This is a genomic window from Pirellulales bacterium, from assembly GCA_036490175.1.
Lineage (GTDB): Bacteria > Planctomycetota > Planctomycetia > Pirellulales > JACPPG01 > JACPPG01.
In genome coordinates this window covers 1-17,006 of the sequence record DASXEJ010000100.1, presented here as the reverse complement: position 1 = coordinate 17,006, position 17,006 = coordinate 1, and the positions used below count along the sequence as shown (strand labels likewise).

At 60.2% G+C, this 17,006-nt stretch carries 14 protein-coding genes; 9 read left to right on the top strand and 5 right to left on the bottom strand.

Going from position 1 to position 17,006, the window contains the following annotated elements; translation table 11 throughout:
• From VGG64_07160 to VGG64_07140, 5 genes are all read left to right on the top strand, one after another.
• On the top strand, nucleotides 1–1,449 hold a 1,449-nt coding region (locus VGG64_07160; GenBank protein ID HEY1599364.1), incomplete at its 5' end, for a DUF4082 domain-containing protein.
• 310 nt (nucleotides 1,450–1,759) lie between these two features.
• Nucleotides 1,760–2,971, top strand: coding sequence for a PEP-CTERM sorting domain-containing protein (locus VGG64_07155; GenBank protein ID HEY1599363.1), 1,212 nt, complete (start codon nucleotides 1,760–1,762; stop codon nucleotides 2,969–2,971).
• Nucleotides 2,972–3,249: 278 nt separating this feature from the next.
• Complete coding sequence (locus tag VGG64_07150; protein ID HEY1599362.1) at nucleotides 3,250–3,783, top strand: hypothetical protein; 534 nt, start codon at nucleotides 3,250–3,252, stop codon at nucleotides 3,781–3,783.
• 122 nt (nucleotides 3,784–3,905) lie between these two features.
• A complete protein-coding gene (locus VGG64_07145) occupies nucleotides 3,906–4,727 on the top strand; it encodes an SDR family oxidoreductase (GenBank protein HEY1599361.1) in 822 nt (273 codons plus the stop codon).
• 83 nt (nucleotides 4,728–4,810) lie between these two features.
• Entirely contained in the window at nucleotides 4,811–5,779 is a 969-nt protein-coding gene (locus VGG64_07140; GenBank protein ID HEY1599360.1) for an amidohydrolase family protein, read from the top strand.
• 324 nt (nucleotides 5,780–6,103) lie between these two features.
• On the opposite strand, the gene VGG64_07135 is transcribed toward VGG64_07140, so the two are convergent.
• The 5 genes from VGG64_07135 to VGG64_07115 all read right to left on the bottom strand — a co-directional run bounded on the left by VGG64_07135 (nucleotide 6,104) and on the right by VGG64_07115 (nucleotide 12,946).
• Nucleotides 6,104–6,478 carry a hypothetical protein gene (locus VGG64_07135; protein ID HEY1599359.1) on the bottom strand — a complete coding sequence of 125 codons (375 nt, stop codon included), beginning with the start codon at nucleotides 6,476–6,478 and terminating at the stop codon, nucleotides 6,104–6,106.
• A gap of 10 nt (nucleotides 6,479–6,488) precedes the next feature.
• Nucleotides 6,489–7,412 carry an ABC transporter ATP-binding protein gene (locus VGG64_07130; protein ID HEY1599358.1) on the bottom strand — a complete coding sequence of 308 codons (924 nt, stop codon included), beginning with the start codon at nucleotides 7,410–7,412 and terminating at the stop codon, nucleotides 6,489–6,491.
• Nucleotides 7,413–7,527: 115 nt separating this feature from the next.
• Nucleotides 7,528–9,741, bottom strand: coding sequence for a hypothetical protein (locus VGG64_07125; GenBank protein HEY1599357.1), 2,214 nt, complete (start codon nucleotides 9,739–9,741; stop codon nucleotides 7,528–7,530).
• Nucleotides 9,738–10,061: a MazG nucleotide pyrophosphohydrolase domain-containing protein gene (locus tag VGG64_07120; GenBank protein HEY1599356.1), complete on the bottom strand. Its 324-nt coding sequence runs from the start codon at nucleotides 10,059–10,061 to the stop codon at nucleotides 9,738–9,740. Before VGG64_07120 ends, VGG64_07125 begins: the two co-directional genes overlap by 4 nt.
• 20 nt (nucleotides 10,062–10,081) lie before the next feature.
• Nucleotides 10,082–12,946: a tetratricopeptide repeat protein gene (locus VGG64_07115; GenBank protein HEY1599355.1), complete on the bottom strand. Its 2,865-nt coding sequence runs from the start codon at nucleotides 12,944–12,946 to the stop codon at nucleotides 10,082–10,084.
• Between the two features lie 235 nt (nucleotides 12,947–13,181).
• Here VGG64_07115 and VGG64_07110 point away from each other — a divergent pair, with 235 nt between their 5' ends.
• The 4 genes from VGG64_07110 to VGG64_07095 form a co-directional block, all read left to right on the top strand.
• Nucleotides 13,182–13,574 carry a hypothetical protein gene (locus VGG64_07110; GenBank protein ID HEY1599354.1) on the top strand — a complete coding sequence of 131 codons (393 nt, stop codon included), beginning with the start codon at nucleotides 13,182–13,184 and terminating at the stop codon, nucleotides 13,572–13,574.
• Between the two features lie 208 nt (nucleotides 13,575–13,782).
• The gene (locus tag VGG64_07105) at nucleotides 13,783–15,438 is read left to right on the top strand and encodes a Ppx/GppA phosphatase family protein (GenBank protein ID HEY1599353.1); all 1,656 of its coding nucleotides are present in this window, start codon (nucleotides 13,783–13,785) and stop codon (nucleotides 15,436–15,438) included.
• 35 nt (nucleotides 15,439–15,473) lie between these two features.
• Complete coding sequence (locus tag VGG64_07100; protein ID HEY1599352.1) at nucleotides 15,474–16,241, top strand: class I SAM-dependent methyltransferase; 768 nt, start codon at nucleotides 15,474–15,476, stop codon at nucleotides 16,239–16,241.
• 8 nt (nucleotides 16,242–16,249) lie between these two features.
• Nucleotides 16,250–17,006: PHB depolymerase family esterase (locus tag VGG64_07095; protein HEY1599351.1), on the top strand; the 757-nt coding region annotated here is incomplete at its 3' end.

The window sequence follows — 17,006 nt, the reverse complement described above, 5'->3', positions numbered from 1 at the left end:
GCCAGCAACAATACGGCCACGCTGACGCCGACTGTGGCCTTGGCCAACTCGACCACGTACACGATCGTCGTGGTCGGCGGCGCCAGCGGAGTCAAAGACGTGGCCGGCAACGCCCTGGCGGTCAACGCCACAAGCACATTCACCACCGCGGCCCCGGCGCCGGCCACCACCAGCCTCTGGTCCCCGAGCACCGTGCCAGCCACGCCCGACAGCGGCGACGCTCAGTCGGTCGAACTAGGCACGAAGTTCACCGTAACGACTAGCGGTACGATCTTGGGAGTGCGGTTTTATAAGAGCGCAGCCAACACGGGCGTCCACACCGGCAGCCTGTGGAGCGCGAGCGGGCAGCTCCTAGCGACGGTCACATTCACCAACGAAGGGGGGAGCGGCTGGCAGCAGGCGCTATTCTCGGCTCCGGTAGCCGTCACGGCCGGCCAGACCTACGTCGTCGGCTATCACACCAATAGCGGCCACTACGCAGTCACCCGTTCGTACTTCACCTCGGCGTACACGAACGGCTCCTTGCAAGTCTCAGCCAATGGCGGGTTGTATCTGTACGGCGCCGGCGGCTTGCCGACACAGTCGTACCAGTCGTCGAACTATTGGGTCGATGTCGTATTCAGCGCGACGGCTGTCGTTGATACCACGCCGCCGACCGTGACCGGCTTTACGCCGGGCAACTCGTCGACGAACGTGGCCACCAACACGGCGGTGACGATCACCTTCAGCGAAGCGTTGAGCGTGGCGACGGTCAACAGCAGCACGATCCTGTTGATGAACGGCAGCACAGCCGTCGCAGCCACGGTCTCGTACAACGCCAGCAACAATACGGCCACGCTGACGCCGACTGTGGCCTTGGCCAACTCGACCACGTACACGATCGTCGTGGTCGGCGGCGCCAGCGGAGTCAAAGACGTGGCCGGCAACGCCCTGGCGGTCAACGCCACAAGCACGTTCACCACGGCGGCCCCGGCGCCTGCGACAACCAGCGTGTGGAACTCGAGCACGACGCCAGCTACGCCCGACAGTGGCGATGCTCAGTCAGTCGAGTTGGGCATGAAGTTCACGGCCACCACGAATGGAACCATACTGGGCGTCAGTTTCTACAAGAGCGCAGCCAACACCGGCGTCCACACGGGCAGCCTGTGGAGCGCGAGCGGCCAACTCCTGGCGACAGTCATATTCACCAACGAAACGGCGAGCGGCTGGCAGCAGGCGCTGTTTTCGACTCCGGTGGCTGTCACAGCCGGCTCGACCTACGTCGTTGGCTATCACACCACCAGCGGCCACTACGCAGTGAGCCGCTCGTACTTCACATCTCCTTACACCAGCAGTTTCTTGCAGGTGCCGGCCAATGGCGGTTTATACCTCTATGGCGCCGGGGGATTGCCGACACAGTCCTACCAGTCGTCCAACTACTGGGTCGATGTCTTGTTTAGCCCCAGCTAACTCCCGACATTGCCAGGGCTTGTCGGCGAGCCGATGCGACCTGCGAAATAATCGAGAATTCTCTTGCATCGCTGCACAGGGACCTCTATATTCCGGGCGTTGTCTCTTTCCCATCTTTTGGGGTATGGGCCCGCTAGCCAAACGTAATTCGTAACGTTTGTCCTTCTGTGCGGTGTCTCGGCTGCGCCCTCTTTGTTCGCAGTCTGCCATTACGTTATGGCTGCGAGGCAGTCGGGCGGTATTTCTATTTCCCACGCGTCGTGCGTTCATCTTTCGTTATCTATTTAAGCGGACAGAAAAGGGGGTCTTTATGGGCATTCCTCGATTTCGGGATACTCTTTGGGTGGTATTGGCGGTAACGGCCGGAGTGCTGGTCGTGCTGCCGTCGGCAGCCATGGCCGACACGGAGAACGTTGTCTTTACGATCGATCCCACGCAAAGCACGATCAATCTTTCCGGCAACAGTAATAACTATGGCAACTTTGTACCCATCGCGCCCGGCAGCGACACCAGTTCGGTCGACGGGCATTTTCTGGTAGCATTCGACCCGCTCACCAACACACCTTCCACCATCCAGTTTGTTCCCAACGACGGCTACTATGAGCAGAACACGTCGATGGATTTGGCGCTCCCCGGCGCGGGCGTGGTGGCCGGCTATGCCGGGCTGAGCTGGGATTTCAATAGCGCGCCGCTGACCGGATCGAACGGAGTGTATACCGCGACCACGACCAGCTTTACGGTGCTGACCGGCGGATATCACTATACGATTGCCTCGAGTGGCCAGACTATCTCGGGTAGCGATGTTGGTGTCACCGATCCATTGTCCGCCGGAACCTGGACCTTGTCGCAATCGCCGGCGAATTCCGGCAATTGGACATTGGGGCTCTCGGCTCAATACACTTCAGGGCTCGACGGAGGCGCGACCTTCGGGACGGGAACCGAGTTGTTCAAACTCAATGCCGTTTCCACGGCGCAATTTGGCACCGGGAACGTAGCGACCGTGGCGCCGACAGACACCCAGGCCAGCGCCTTGGGGGGTTCAGCGACGCCCGGCGGCGTATCGATCAACTTCGGCGGGGCCACCAACGGCGGCACGTTCTCGGCCCAGCAAATCCCCAACTCCACCGGCTTGCCACAGCAGGCCATCATCGCCGCCCAAAGCAACCCGATCTTCGCGGCTTCGACGGCCGACCTTTCGTTGAATCCGCAAATCTGGAGCGTCGACTACACGGGCCTGCAAACCGGACAGTCGGCCACGCTGGTATTCCATTACGATCCGTCGTTGCTCCCGGCGGGCACTGACCAATCGACGCTCGGCATCTGGCACTTCGACAAGACCGACAATGCCTGGGTGTTCGGCGGCACGGTCAACACGACCGACCATACGATTTCCTTCACCACCAGCAGCTTCTCGCCGTTCGAGCTGGGCATCAAAGCCGCGCCCGAACCGGCATCGATCGTGATGTTGGGGCTGGGACTGGCTGGGCTGGTCGGGCATCGCCTGCGACGTCGTCGCAGCTAGACGCCCGCAACGTAAAGATCGTTCACCAAGAGGCCGCCTGCCGGGGCGGCCTCTTTTTTTGTCGGTATTGTGTCGGCACGCTTTGCGTACGAGTTAGGGCGTTCCCCGCACAGCGAGAAACTTGTCGTTACCAGCGTTGGCAAGTAGTCTACCGACAAGCCAGGTTGGCACGGTCGGCACCATGCGTGCATGCTCCACTCGCTTGCCGGGGCAACGCCGGAAGTAGGTTATCGTCGCGGTGCGAATCCGACCCAGGGCTGTTTCGAACGAGGAAAAATATGGCGCGAGTTCCGCCTGTCCGATACGAAGGTGCAGATCGGCCCACGCAGGCCGCCTTCGACCAGATCGTCGCTGCGCAGGGTCGCATGACCAACATGAAGGCCACGTTGGCCCACTCGCTGCCGGCGCTCGATGCCTTGATGCAATGGTATCCCTTGCGCGAAGAAGTACAGACGTTTTTAGAGGCGCGGAGCACGATGCTTTTCGTGTACGCGATTTCGGCGGCTACGGATTGCCTGATTTGCTCGACGTTTTTTCGCCGTCTACTGATCGACGCCGGCGAGAATCCCGACGATTTGAAAATGAATGACCGCGAGCAGGTGGTCGTTGACTTCGCCCGACAATTGGTGCGCGACCCGAACCAGGTGTCCGACGAATTGTACGCGCGGCTCGGCCAGCAATTCTCGCCGCCGCAGATCGTGGCGCTGACCGCCTTCGGCGCCATGATGATTGCCACCAACGTGTTTAATAACGCGCTGCGAATCGACCTGGACGAGTACTTGCAACCCTACCGGCGCGTAGCGGCCAAATGAGAATCCCGCGGGATCGCGCGAGCGCATCCGGCAGCGTGATCCTGCGACGATTCGTGCCGCGCTCAGTTCCATCCCAATAGAACGCCTGGCCCAGCTGGGCCGCCATTTCCGAAGAATAAACCATGTCCGAGTGCTCGCAGACTAAATCGCTTGCCGGCCGCGTGGCACTGGTCACTGGCGCGGCGCATGGGCAAGGTCGGGCCACGGCCTTGGCGCTGGCCCGGGCCGGCGCACATATCGTGGCTCTCGACGTGGGTCGGCCGCTAGCCTATCCCGGTTATCAAATGGGGACGGCCGGGGAGCTGGATTCACTGGCCGACCAGTGCCGGCGGCTGGGGGTCGAATGCCTGGTTTTCGCAGCCGACGTGCGTGATGATGCGGCGGTAACGGCCGCCGTTTGCGCGGCGGTCGAACGATGGAACCGCATCGACATTTTATTCAACAACGCCGGCATCTGCGGCTACGGCCTTGCGCACGAGCTCACCGAAGAAGCCTGGGACGCGATGATCGATATCAATCTGAAGGGGGCCTGGCTGGTCGCACGCCGCGTCATACCGTGCATGATCGAGCGGCAGGGGGGTGTGATCATCAACAATTCGTCGATCGCGGGTTTACGCGGCATGGGACGGCTCAGCCACTATGCCGCGTCGAAGTGGGGGCTGACCGGTTTGACGAAATCCTGGGCTATTGAGCTGGCGCCGCACAACATTCGCGTGATCTCGCTCCATCCCACCGGAGTGAACACGCCGATGAACGATGGGCTGGCCGCGCTGGAAGGAGCCAGTCCTCGCGAGATTGCCGAGCGATCGGCCGGCAACTTGTTGCCGGTCCCCTGGATCGAGCCGGAAGATGTGGCGCAAGCGGTGCTGTTTTTGGTTTCTGACGCGGCACGATTTGTCACCGGGTCGGAGTTCGTTCTAGACGCCGGATTGCTCACGCGCTAAAGGCTATTGCACGACGATAAAGATTCTCGTGCCTGTCTCTCCGACAATTCCTGCGGTTAAGACTCCTACGGTTCCAACAGAAAATGAATCCTGATCAAATCACGCGGCGGGAGGTATTGCGGCAGGCGGCCTTCGGTGGCAGCCTGCTTGCGGGATACGCCCTGTGGAGAGGAAATGCGATGGCCGAAGAGCCCAGGGCAAGCAGTGAAGTGTCTGCGGACGCTGCGATCGATGCGCACGTACACGTGTGGACGCCCGATACGATCAAATATCCCTTGTCGGCCGGATACCGTCGCGAAGAGATGCTGCCGCCGAGCTTTACGCCGGAGCAGTTGATTGCGCAGATGCGCCCCTGCGGCGTGGGGCGCGTGGTGCTCGTACAGATGAGCTTCTACGGCTTTGACAATGCCTACATGCTGGACACGATCAAGCGGTTTCCTGGCATCTTCTCGGGCATTGCCGTGATCGACGATTCGGCGGCCCGCCCGCAAGACGAAATGCGACGGTTGCAGCGGCTGGGAGTGCGCGGGTTTCGTATTTATGCGCGCAACATGCCGGTGGACCGCTGGCTCGACGGCGCGGGAATGGCAGCAATGTGGGAGTACGGCGCAAAAGAGCACCTGGCCATGTGCTGTTTGGTGAATCCGGCAGATTTGCCGGCCATCGACCGGATGTGCGAAAAGTATCCGGACACGCCGGTGGTGGTCGATCATTTTGGCCGTGTCGGTATGAGCGGCGAAATCCGCGACGCCGACGTCGCCCAACTCTGCCGGTTGGCCAGGCACAGGCAGACACACGTGAAAGTGTCGGCCTTTTATGCGCTGGGCAAGAAGACGCCGCCCTATACCGACCTGGCGCCCATGGTGCGCCGCTTGGTCGAGGCGTTCGGACCCCAGCGATTGATGTGGGCCACGGATTGCCCCTATCAGGTGCAAGGCGAGAATACCTACCGCGACTCGATCGAGTTGGTGCGCTCCCGACTCGATTTTCTTTCGCCGGAAGATCGCCAATGGTTGTTGCGCAAGACCGCCGCGCTTGTGTTCTTTGGCTGAGCCATCGCGCGCCTCACGAGGCGCCCGCAGCAGGTTGGCCATGCGTCATTTGCGTCTGTGCGGACTGCCGCCGCGGCCGATAATCACGGCCCGAGATTCCCCAGAGCCCGCGATAGAATGCACCGCATGCCCAGAACCCCTAACGGACGGTGCTCGGACAGAAGTTTTGGGAAAATGTCATTTTCCTCGGGAAATCGAGCAATGTCGTGGTCAAGGTCGTCCATTATTGGAGCGGTGAATAATTCCATTAATTGAATAATTCGAAAGCACGTGCCGGCTAGATTTGGGCTTGATCATGCTCCGCACGACCAGGCAAGTAGGCGATTATCGCGCCACCTTGGCAAGCCGTAGAAACGCGACCACGAACAACACCGCGAAGACCATGTCCGGCATAACAAGCAAGGCCGGTTGCAGCGGCGCGCGGCCCCCAGCGACGAGCACCGCGATAGACGCGAAGAAGGACGCTTTGCCGAGTGCGCCAATCAGCATGATCGGTCGATAGCGGAGCGGATCCCAGGCGATGAGCAGATACAGAATCTGAAACGCCAAGGTTATGCCGATGAACCCGTAGTAGAACTCGGGATGCGTGATCGGCGGAGGAATCTGCCGGCCGTAGAAGCTCTCTAAGAAGTACATCGGCGGCAAGATCGTGAGTCCGAACACGCCGGCGGCCAGGAAAACGCGCTGCGCGAAATTCATGGAAAGGAACTCAAGAGGTAATCCCTTTCGTCAACTCCATGAATGCCGTTTCCAGGTTGACCTCTTCTTCCTTGAAGAGCGTCAGCTTGTGGCCGGCGCCGATCAACAGGCTCGGTAGATCGCTGTAGTCCTCTACCTCTGGTGACATCGTCACGGTGAGGACGCCGGCCGTGGTATCGACCTTTTCGACTCCCTTGTGTTGCGAGAGCAGCTTCGCCGCGCCGTCGACATCGGTCACGCCGACTTTCAACACCGGTTGGCGGCGCACCTTGCGCATCACTTCGGCCACATCCGAATTCACCAACAACTCGCCGCGCTCGATGATGCCGATTTTATTACAGATATCCGCCAGTTCGGGCAGAATGTGGCTGGAAACCATGATGGTCTTGCCCATGTTGCGTAGCTCTTTGAGCAGGCCGCGGATTTCGATCCGCGCCCGCGGATCCAGGCCGCTGGCAGGCTCGTCCAACAGCAACACTTGCGGATCGTGCAACAAGACGCGGGCCAACCCCAGCCGCTGCGTCATGCCGCGCGAGAGGCTGGTAACGAACGCCTCGCGTTTGTAGCCCAGATCGACGAGTTCCAGCACTTCGTCGCAGATTTTGCGGCGAGCGGCCCCTTTGATGCGATAGGCGGCGGCGAAGAACTCAAGGTATTCAATCACCTTCATGTCGTCATACACGCCGAAGAAATCCGGCATGTAGCCGATGACGCGACGGATCTCCTTGGGCTTCGTATAGATCGAATAGCCGCAGACGTAAGCCTCGCCGAAGGTGGGGTTCAGCAGCGTGGCCAGTATACGCATCGTGGTGGTCTTGCCGGCGCCATTGGGACCGATAAAGCCGAACACGTCGCCACGCTCGAGATTCAGATCGAGGTTCTTGATGGCGTGCAATTGGCCGTACGTCTTGGTGAGGTCCTTGGTTTCGATCACGGGCGATTGTTCCTCACGGCGCGAAAAATGGAGACTTCGTGCAGTTTCCGCTTGATGCTAAGGCCGGGAATACTGTGCCCGACCGGGGTCGTGGGCGATGTCGTTCTCGGCCGGCTTATTCCCGTCCGATTTTTGCTCGTTGGACGGGAAATACAAATCGGTAGACGGTCCAATGTTGATCGTCGGGTCCGGCCAAGGGTTGCCCGGCGTTGGTTAGTTGCGCTGCCGGCTTGCTGGCCTGACCTACGAAGATGGCGCGGTCGAGGTCGAGCAATTCCGAAAGGTCGAGATATTGCTGATCGCCATTGCTTGCCCCGCCGGCTGCGTCGAAATCAGCGGCTTTGCAAAACATCATTTTTTGCAGCGTAGCCGTGACATTTGACGAAGGCGACATGACGACGCCCGTTTCCCCTGCCGCCGCGGAATTCCAGTTGCCAGGACTGCGCAGAACGTGTTTTAGGTCGCGTTGCTCGCCCGGGGTCAGGCGTGCCGTATCGCCGGATGCGAGGTTCCCAAGCAGATATGCCCAGCTTCCCGACAGGAGCACGCAGTCTGACAGCGGAATCGACAGGCTGTTGTGTAGCGTGCCAACAGGCACGCCGTCCGGGCCGAGTTGCAGGTCCGCGGTCAAAAGCTCGGCAGCCTTGTACGACGAGCGGCTTAGAAATCCTTTTGTCGACCAGACTTGAATGGGCACTCGGATTAATTCGTCGAGGTGGGGCGAAAAATCGTAGCGTCCGGCGAACAGCGAGCCGGATCCGCCCCCCATATTGACCTCGCCCGAGCCGAGCCAGGCCAGCAATCGTTCGTCTTGCGCGATCGTGGCTCCCGAGGGCTCCATAGGTTCGACCCTCAGATCAAACGCCTGCGACTGTGGCGAGAACACATTGAACCAACTGGTACCACGCGCCGATTTGCTGGCAACGTCGACATCGATCAGATCGACCTGATTCAGACGCAGGTCATCTCCCTTGGTATATACGGCCAGCGCGTACGCCCCCGCACTAACGAGCACGACCCAGATGGGAAACGTAATCCATGTCAGCTCCATCCGCTTGAGCAACCTCTTTACCAGGAAGTAATCCCCCGGCCCGATCAACACGATGTAACCCAAAATCAGCGCTGCGACGAGGGCAAAGGAGATCGGCGTGACGCCTTTGAAGTTTTCGATGCCGTGGCGCAAATCTGCCAACAGATCGACGCCGTTACGCTGTCGGCCGAAGGGATTGGCGGGTTTGTTCTGCGCAGCGATCTCGTTCGTGCCTGGTTCTGAAAGTCCCAGTAATCGGGTTATCAGAATGCCGCGCCCCTCCCAGTCGATAAACGGACGCCGGTCCAAATCGACCGCCACGAATACGACCTGGCCGAAGCAGCGAGGGCTGCGCACGATCAACGGCCGATTACCGTCGGCGACCTCGATTTTGCCCACGACGTCTTCTAACTTGGGAATCGACAAGGCCAACTCGCCATCTTGGCCGGTGCGCACTTTGCGCGAGCCGCCCACGTAGCTCTCCAGGTCGGTCGTCCGCCGTAAGGTTGCGGGTTCGCCCAGCCGTCCCGGTGCAAAGTTTGCCAGCGGCGCGTCAGGCGCCAGCACGGCCTGGGCTTGCGCTCCGACGGTCAATAGCAGCCGGCCCCCCAGTTCGACCCATTGTCCTAGCGCCGCCCGGCGGGCTCCGGTTTCGATCATTGCCGCAAACAGCTCGGGCTGACCCGTCGAGACAACCAACCAATCCACGCCGTCGTAGCCATACCACTCTGTGGGAAGCTCGTTGACGTCGTTGAGATGGGCAATTGCTGTCTGCCTACCGGTGGCCTGTTGATGTAAGCGGGCGGCGTCTTCGACGCCAATCGACGCACCCAGCGTAACGATCAGCCGCTCGTCTGCTTGCAGAGGAAGCGGCAACACGATCTGGCCAGGGCCACCGTTCGAGTCGATCGTTTTATCGATGACATTGCGGTCGTTGGCGTGATAGATCACGCGCAGCTCGCCGTAGCTGCGGCCGAACTTGGCATACATCAAAACTTTAACGCGGCGCCCCGCCAGCAATTGCACCGGCCGAGGCGAGGAAACGATGCTGGGCGTGCCGTCACCATCGGGGAGGATCAATTTGACCTGGCCGGTCAGCGACTTCGAACCTCCTTGGAATGTCAACTCGACCGGCGTCCAATGGTTGATCTTGTAGTGCCCCTCGAAGCCAATCCGCACGTCTTCGATGGTCGGCGGATTCGGCTCTTCGGCAGCCAGCGGCGACGCCATGCTGCCAGCGAGTACCGCCAGAACGGCCAATGAGAGCCGTGCGTATGTTAGCCAGGCCCCGGTAGTCATGGTTTCTCCGCATCGGCACAGGCGCAGGTGAATTGGCCGCAACCGGGACAGCCGGCGCCGTATTTGCGCATCACAGCTTCGGTCAAATCGACTCCGGCAACGTTGGCAATCGTGGCGAGCCAAGCGATCACGTCGGCGAATTCTCCCAGGCGCTCGTCATGTGTACCGCTCCGCAAAGCCGCGGCAAGTTCGCCGACCTCTTCCATCAACCACATAAACGTACCGTCGACGCCGCGGGCCAGATCTTTTTCCAGATACATGTCACGGATCAAGCCCTGAAAGGCCGACAGCGAAATTTCAGTGCGAGGCTCTTTATCCATTGGCCGCTGGGGCGAATCGGTCACCTTGGTAGCTGCTCCCGTAGAGTCGCTGCCCGACGGTTTGCCGGGTCGAGTTCCAAAACTTTGTTAAGGGCTTCCCGTGCGCGAGCCGGACGGTTGGCCTGCAAGCACGCATCGGCCAGCGCCAGGTTTAGCGCGACGCTTTTTTCGTCGAGCTTGACCGCGACTTCGTATTCGTCCGCGGCATGCCCAAACCCCTTTTCCCCAACATATGCCTCGGCCAACATGCGATGAATTTCGACATCCATCACATCGATATGCAAGGCCTCGCGGCCCCAGCGCACGGCCGCTGGAAAGTCCTCCGCGGCCAGCGCCAGTTGGGCCAGTTTCTTGCGTACCGGCAGGTCGTCTGCATCCAACGGGGCCAGCTGGGCCAGCGCCTCCGCCAGCTTAACGTCATTTCCTTGCGCAAGATACACCTTGGCCAGCGAGCGAACCCAGCTGGCATCCGCAGGGTGGCGTAGCGCTCCCAATCGATACAGCTCGGCGGCGTCTTCGTAACGTTCGGCTTTCAATCGCAGACCGGCCAAAAGGTTGAGCAGGTTTTCATCCGGTTTGGCCCGATCGAGATGTTTCTCCAAAAGTGCCAGAGCTTCCTGGTTCTCTCCCACCACCAGCCGAATACGGGCTAGCACATAGGCGGCCGCTTGTTTGGCCTGCGGATCGGGTAACGCTGCTTCGGCCAGCTTCCGCGCCTGCGCGTATTCGCGCCGCTTCAGATAGGCCGCTGCTAAACTGGCCGTCAACACCGCATCAGCAGGATCCTTTTGGTGTGACCGTTCCAACTCAGCCAGCGGAGCACTCGTTGTTGTCGGACCGGAGGTCAAACCTGCAGCCACCCCGCGAACGTAATCGACGTACCCTCGCTCGAAATCTTGCTGGTTAACGCCGAACTCGCGCTTGAGTGCTGCTGGCGTATCGAGATTGTCGCGATAGGCCACCAACATCTTGGCCGACGCGTTTGCGCCGTACGTCTCCGTCATGTAGCGGGCATACAAATCGGCCTGGCAGTAGGCCATTTGCCAATCGAGGCTGGATTGCGGGCGGACAAAGCCCAAATTGATAGTTTCGAGATTGAACAATTGATTCTTGGGCACTCGCTCGGCCAGCAGGGCATTCCACGCTTGCGGCCGGACTGGACCTTCGCTGCGCACAGCCAGCGCCTCGGTGAACCAGTGCGGTATGCTAAAGTCGGTCTGCTGCAGATTAAGCACGTGTACGAACTCGTGCTTCAGTACGCGCGCCCAATTGAACTTCTTGGGCATATCGTTGGGTGACGCCAGCGCCACCATCTTGCCGGCGCAAGCCCCCACCGTGTGTACAAAGGGAAGACCGACCATGCGCGCGCTAAACCAGCCGTGGCCATTGGTATTGCGGGCCCGATTGAAAATCTCGAACAGAGATTTCTCGGCCGGCCAATAGCCAAACTGCTGGCACAGCTCGGGGTAGACCTCCTCCTCGAGAAACTCGGCAGCGTAATGTACCAGGATCTCGTCTCGACCCCGATCGAACTTGATGACGAAGTGCCCGGTTTCGAGTACGGCGTAGCCGTCGAGCACCTCCAGCACCTTCAGCATATTGTTGACGCGGACATTGAAGGGGTCGATCTCGAAGGCATGGTTCAATTGTCGCTGGGCTGCGGGCTCATCACCCAACCGCATCAATACGATTCCCAAATCACCGTATGGCTTGATAAGCTGCGGCATGCGGGCGATGGCTTCGCGAAAGTAACCCGCCGCGGCCGGGAACTTCCGGCTTTCATCCAGGGCCGCCGCTAACGAGGCAAAAAATTCGCCGCAGTGCGAATTGCGCGTCGTGGCCTGTTCGATCATTTGGCCCACGCGGGTGCCGGCCAAATCGGCAGGCAAGCCATCTACCACAACGCAGGCGGCCGTGAGTCGCCCCTGGGCGGACTCCGAGGCAGGGTGCAGCCGGCAGGTTTCTTTGAAGACCATGATCGCATCGGCGGCCTGAAAGTTCGCCAACAGAATATCGCCGCGGACCAGCTGCGCTTCGAGATTGAACGGATTTAGCTCTAGCGCCCGATCGGCTTCAAGCCGGGCCGTGGCCATCTCGAAATTCTGCACGGCCAAACGCGCCAGCGCCGCATGCACTTCAGCCGCGCTAGGATTGAGCACCAAGGCGGCTTTCAACGAGCGCGAGGCTTCGGGCTGATTGTATTTCTCCAAATACAGCAAGCCCGCGTAATAATGGGCCGGCCACCATGCCGGGTCCGATTTTGCCGCATCGGGAAAGAGTTCATTTACCAGGAAATTGAATTGATCTACGACTCGATTCCAGCGCGCGAATTGCGCGGCCGCCAGACCAATCCAACCCAGCGAGTCGGCATCTTTGACGTCATGCGAATTGTAGTAATCGACAAACCACTTATAGCGCGTGTTGGCCACGTCGAGCCGGCCCGCCAGCCGATCAAGCTCGGCTTGCACCCAGCGGGCCAGCAATTGATCGTCGTCGGCAGCCAATGCCTCGGCAGCTGACTTTTCTGCTGTAGCCAGGTCGCCCCGTTCAAGCGCCCATCGGGCAGCCTCGGCGTGCAGCGACGCCACTTGCGGGTGAGCCGCCACGGCTGCTGCCAGCAGGGCTGCCGTTTCCTCGCGCTTGCCCATGCTCGACTTTGCGCGCGCCAGACCAATGGCCGCTACGACGGGCTCGTCCTCGGCGAGTTGGTCGTAGGCTTCAACCGCTTCGTCATATTTTCCTGCCAGCAACAGGGAACGTGCGGCGGCGGCGCCCTCGGACGCCGAAAGCGTGGAGCAAAAAATCGCAGCGACCGCGACGGGTGCGCCCAATACCAATAGCAGTACAACGCGAGGTATCGAGCGGGGCATAGTCGATGCGGCCATCACGCCGGATCCTGGGATCGGTATGCTGCACACGTCCGTTTTGGCCTGAGCGTGGCGACGCGAGGAGTTGTTTCTGACAATGGGCACCGTGCTCTTGTGCCGGGTGGATTGATACTACGTTCATCCACAAATCCACGGTATCGCGCCGCACCGGGCACTTCAAGTTGCCCCGTTTGACACGTCGGTTCTAAGGGGCCTATCATGCGACGTTTTCGCATTAGCCGACGACGGCGCCATGCCGAATAATGGCGAGGGCCTGGAAGCGGCGATCAAAGGTCTAGGGATCTCAGTGATGGAAGTAAAGCCCAACATCTCGTATGCAGATTTCTCCAAGCTAGAGCTGCGCGTGGCAAAAGTTGTCGCGGCCCGCGAGCACCCGAACGCCGACAAATTGTTGCTGCTCACGATTCGTGTCGGTGAGGTAGAAAAGCAAATCGTGGCTGGAATCCGCGCGCATTACTCGGCAGAGTCGTTGGTGGGACGATCAATCGTCGTCGTCAATAACCTCGAGCCGGCCCTGATCCGCGACGAAGAATCCAACGGCATGCTGCTGGCGGCCAGCGATTCTGCCGGCGTGACATTGCTCGCGCCCGATCGTGAATGCGAAAGCGGCGCAGGAATCAAATAGCCACAAGCCGCCGCGACGAATCTGTCGAATCGGACTTCACTGTGCAATCCGCCGGCGCCCCTGAAATACACCGCATTGGGGGGCAGAACCGCTACGGGCGCAATCAGGCGCCCGCCCATCCTCGCCACTTCGCGAATGTGCTATCCTATTAGCGAGTAAGGGGGGTGCATGGACTGCACCGAATAAGAATGAAACGACGACTGTATCCATGGAAGACAAACAGTTCTTTCTGTCGCCCGATTTGGCCTACCGGCTGGCCGCGATCGACATCGGCACCAATAGCATCCGGCTGATGATCGTTGAGCCGCATCGCGACGGTACTTACCGGATTCTTGACGAGGAAAAGGAAACCACCCGGCTCGGCAAGAACCTGGCAAAAACTCGTCGGCTCGATCCAGGCGCGGTCGAAGCATCGCTCGATGCTCTTAGACGAATGAAGCAGATCGCTGCTGGTTTTCAGGCACGTGAGGTGCGCGTGATCGCCACCTGCGCGGTGCGTGAGGCCAAAGATGGCAACGAGTTCTGCCGCCGCGCAAAGGAAGAGATCGGCCTCGACGTCGAGGTCATCAGCGGCGAGCAAGAGGCCCGGCTAGCTTTCTATAGCGTCGCGCGCAATTTTCAGCTGGCTGGCAAGAATGTGGCGATCGCCGATATTGGTGGAGGCAGCACCGAGATCATCCTGGCCTCGGGAGAAATGATCGAGGCCATTCATACGACGCCGTTAGGCGCCGTGCGCCTCACGGACGAATACTTGGGCAGCGGCGAAACGCATCTCGACGATTTCGAGCGTATGCTCAAGGCGATTGATCGCAAGCTGCATCGTGAAGTCAAGAAGCGCTATTTCGTCCCGCATTTGCTCATCGGGTCAGGTGGCACGTTTACCACGCTGGCCGACATGGTCATGGCTTCGAAAGGGCAGACGGGCCTCCCGCTCAGAGCTTACGAAGTAACGCACGCCGAGGTGCGACACCTGCTCGACCGCTTGCGGAAAATGCCGGCCAAGGCACGCCGCGGGGTGCCTGGGTTGAGCTCGGATCGGGCCGACATCATCGTGGCGGGTCTGGCAATTGTCGATCGTCTGATGCGGCGCTTCAAAGTCAATCGCTTGCAAGTCCACAATCGTGGCATTCGCGACGGGCTGGTGCTGACGATGATCGATACTACGCTAGGTACGATCAGTCAGGACCCGCACGACCAGGACGCCGCCATCGACCGTTTCGCAATTGGCTGCGGCGTCGACGTCAGGCATGGCAGCCAAGTGGCCCGGCTGGCTGGCTCGATCTTTTCCCAGCTGCGCGAACGCTGGGGCCTTCGCCCGGAGGATCGTTCGCTGCTCGAGACCGCAGCTCGGTTGCAAGATGTCGGCTACCTGATCGATTACGACAAGCATCACAAGCACAGCTACCATTTGATCCTCAATAGCCGGTTGGCCGGCTTTCGACCCCTAGAGTTGGAGCTGATCGCGAACATTGCCCGCTACCACCGCGGCGGCAAACCCAAGGCGAAGCATGCCAACTACGAGCGGCTTACCGCGCCCGACCAGGAACGCGTGCGCCGCCTGGCGGCCATCTTGCGGGTGGCGGGCGGATTGGATCGCAGTCACAGCCAGCAGGTCCGTGACGTCGAATTGGAGTTCACTCCTGGGGCGATCACCATGTATGTAATCTCCGAAGAATTGCCCGAAGTCGACCTGTGGGGCGCACGGCGACGCTGCGAGTTTTTTCAGTGGGTCTTCGACGTGCAACTAACCGTCGAATGGCGAGCTCCCCAGCTATCGCGGCCGAAAAACGGCAACGCGTCCAGCGAGACGAATGGCGCAGCAACGAACGTCGCCACAGGCGAGCAACCAGTGAAGGTTGGTTGAACGCCGAAGACAATAAACGCCGACCAAAGCCAACGATGTCCCGTTCTCCGGTTGATCCGACAAAACGATTCTCGGGCCGCGTGGAAAACTACACACGCTATCGCCCCGGATATCCGAGCGATGTATTGGGCATTCTGCGCGACGAAGCCGGTCTGACCATCGCGTCGGTAGTGGCCGACATCGGGTCTGGGACCGGCATTTCAACAAAGCTCTTTCTCGACCACGGCAACCTCGTATACGCGGTCGAGCCCAATGGCGAGATGCGCGAGGCGGCTGAAACTATGCTGCGGCAATATCCGCGGTTCCACAGCGTGGCGGCTACGGCCGAAGCAACGACGTTGCCGGACGCCGCGGTCGATTTTGTTGTCGCCGGCCAGGCCTTTCACTGGTTTTGTGTTGACGAGGCACGGCGTGAGTTTTGCCGGATTCTCCGTCCGCATGGTTGGACGGTGCTCATGTGGAATTCGCGGCTAACCGACTCTACGCCTTTCTTGCGCGGGTACGAGGCACTACTTGCCAAATTTGGCACTGATTATCGCGAGGTCAACCATACAAACATTGGCGATGACGTGCTGCGGAGCTTTTTTGGTGCCACGCCTGAGTACCGGCGGATGGAAAATGTGCAGGTGTTCGACTACGCCGGGCTCGAAGGGCGGTTGCTTTCCAGCTCGTATGTTCCCAGCGCAGACGACGCGCGATACCGCCCGATGCTGGCCGCGCTCGCGCAGCTCTTTGCCGAGCAGCAAGTCGACGGGCACGTGCGGTTCGAGTACGACACCGAGCTGTACTTTGGCCGCCTCTGACATACGCCATGCCATCCGAAACCGACGATCTAATGCCAGGCGATCACACCCGCGCGCTGGAAATCGACGGCCGGACGCGAACTTATCTGATCCATGTGCCGCTGTCGTACGATGGCGCGAAGCCAGTGCCGCTGGTCCTAGCCTTTCATGGCGGCGCCACCGATGCAGCGTTCATGACGCGATTCTGCAGCCTCAACGATAAAGCCGACCAGGCCTGCTTCATAGCCGTCTATCCCAACGGTACAGGCGAGTTCCCACGCTTGCTCACGTGGAATGCTGGTAGCTGCTGCGGTTTCGCCAGGCGACACCAGGTCGACGACGTGGCCTTCACAAGCGCGATCCTGGACGACATTCAAAACGTGGCCGCTGTGGATAGCAAGCGGGTCTTTGCCACCGGCATTTCTAACGGTGGCATGATGGCCTATCGACTGGCCGCCGAATTGGCCGACCGGATCGCCGCGGTTGCCCCGGTGGCCGGAACGTTGTGCCTAGACGCGCCATGCCCCGTGCGGCCTGTTTCGGTGATTCACTTTCACGGAACTCTCGACGAGTTCGTGCCTATCGCCGGCGGCCGCGGACCGCGCAGCATGTCGCAAGCCGATTTTCTGCCGGTCGACGAAGCGCTTCGCACCTGGATCGAAATCAACGGTTGCCGACGCGAGCCGACTATCACGGAGTTGCCCAATATCGCGGACAATGGGACGATGGTAGTCCGTCAGGAATATGCGGAGGGCCGCGACGGAACGTCGGTGGTGTTGTACATAA

Excerpts from the sequence above, each read along its gene's own strand:
- VGG64_07110 (HEY1599354.1), top strand. The coding sequence starts at position 13,182 with ATGCCGAATAATGGCGAGGGCCTGGAAGCGGCGATCAAAGGTCTAGGG.
- VGG64_07105 (HEY1599353.1), top strand. The coding sequence starts at position 13,783 with ATGGAAGACAAACAGTTCTTTCTGTCGCCCGATTTGGCCTACCGGCTG.
- VGG64_07150 (HEY1599362.1), top strand. The coding sequence starts at position 3,250 with ATGGCGCGAGTTCCGCCTGTCCGATACGAAGGTGCAGATCGGCCCACG.
- VGG64_07140 (HEY1599360.1), top strand. The coding sequence starts at position 4,811 with ATGAATCCTGATCAAATCACGCGGCGGGAGGTATTGCGGCAGGCGGCC.
- VGG64_07135 (HEY1599359.1), bottom strand. The coding sequence starts at position 6,478 with ATGAATTTCGCGCAGCGCGTTTTCCTGGCCGCCGGCGTGTTCGGACTC.
- VGG64_07100 (HEY1599352.1), top strand. The coding sequence starts at position 15,474 with ATGTCCCGTTCTCCGGTTGATCCGACAAAACGATTCTCGGGCCGCGTG.
- VGG64_07115 (HEY1599355.1), bottom strand. The coding sequence starts at position 12,946 with ATGGCCGCATCGACTATGCCCCGCTCGATACCTCGCGTTGTACTGCTA.
- VGG64_07120 (HEY1599356.1), bottom strand. The coding sequence starts at position 10,061 with ATGGATAAAGAGCCTCGCACTGAAATTTCGCTGTCGGCCTTTCAGGGC.
- VGG64_07125 (HEY1599357.1), bottom strand. The coding sequence starts at position 9,741 with ATGACTACCGGGGCCTGGCTAACATACGCACGGCTCTCATTGGCCGTT.
- VGG64_07145 (HEY1599361.1), top strand. The coding sequence starts at position 3,906 with ATGTCCGAGTGCTCGCAGACTAAATCGCTTGCCGGCCGCGTGGCACTG.
- VGG64_07155 (HEY1599363.1), top strand. The coding sequence starts at position 1,760 with ATGGGCATTCCTCGATTTCGGGATACTCTTTGGGTGGTATTGGCGGTA.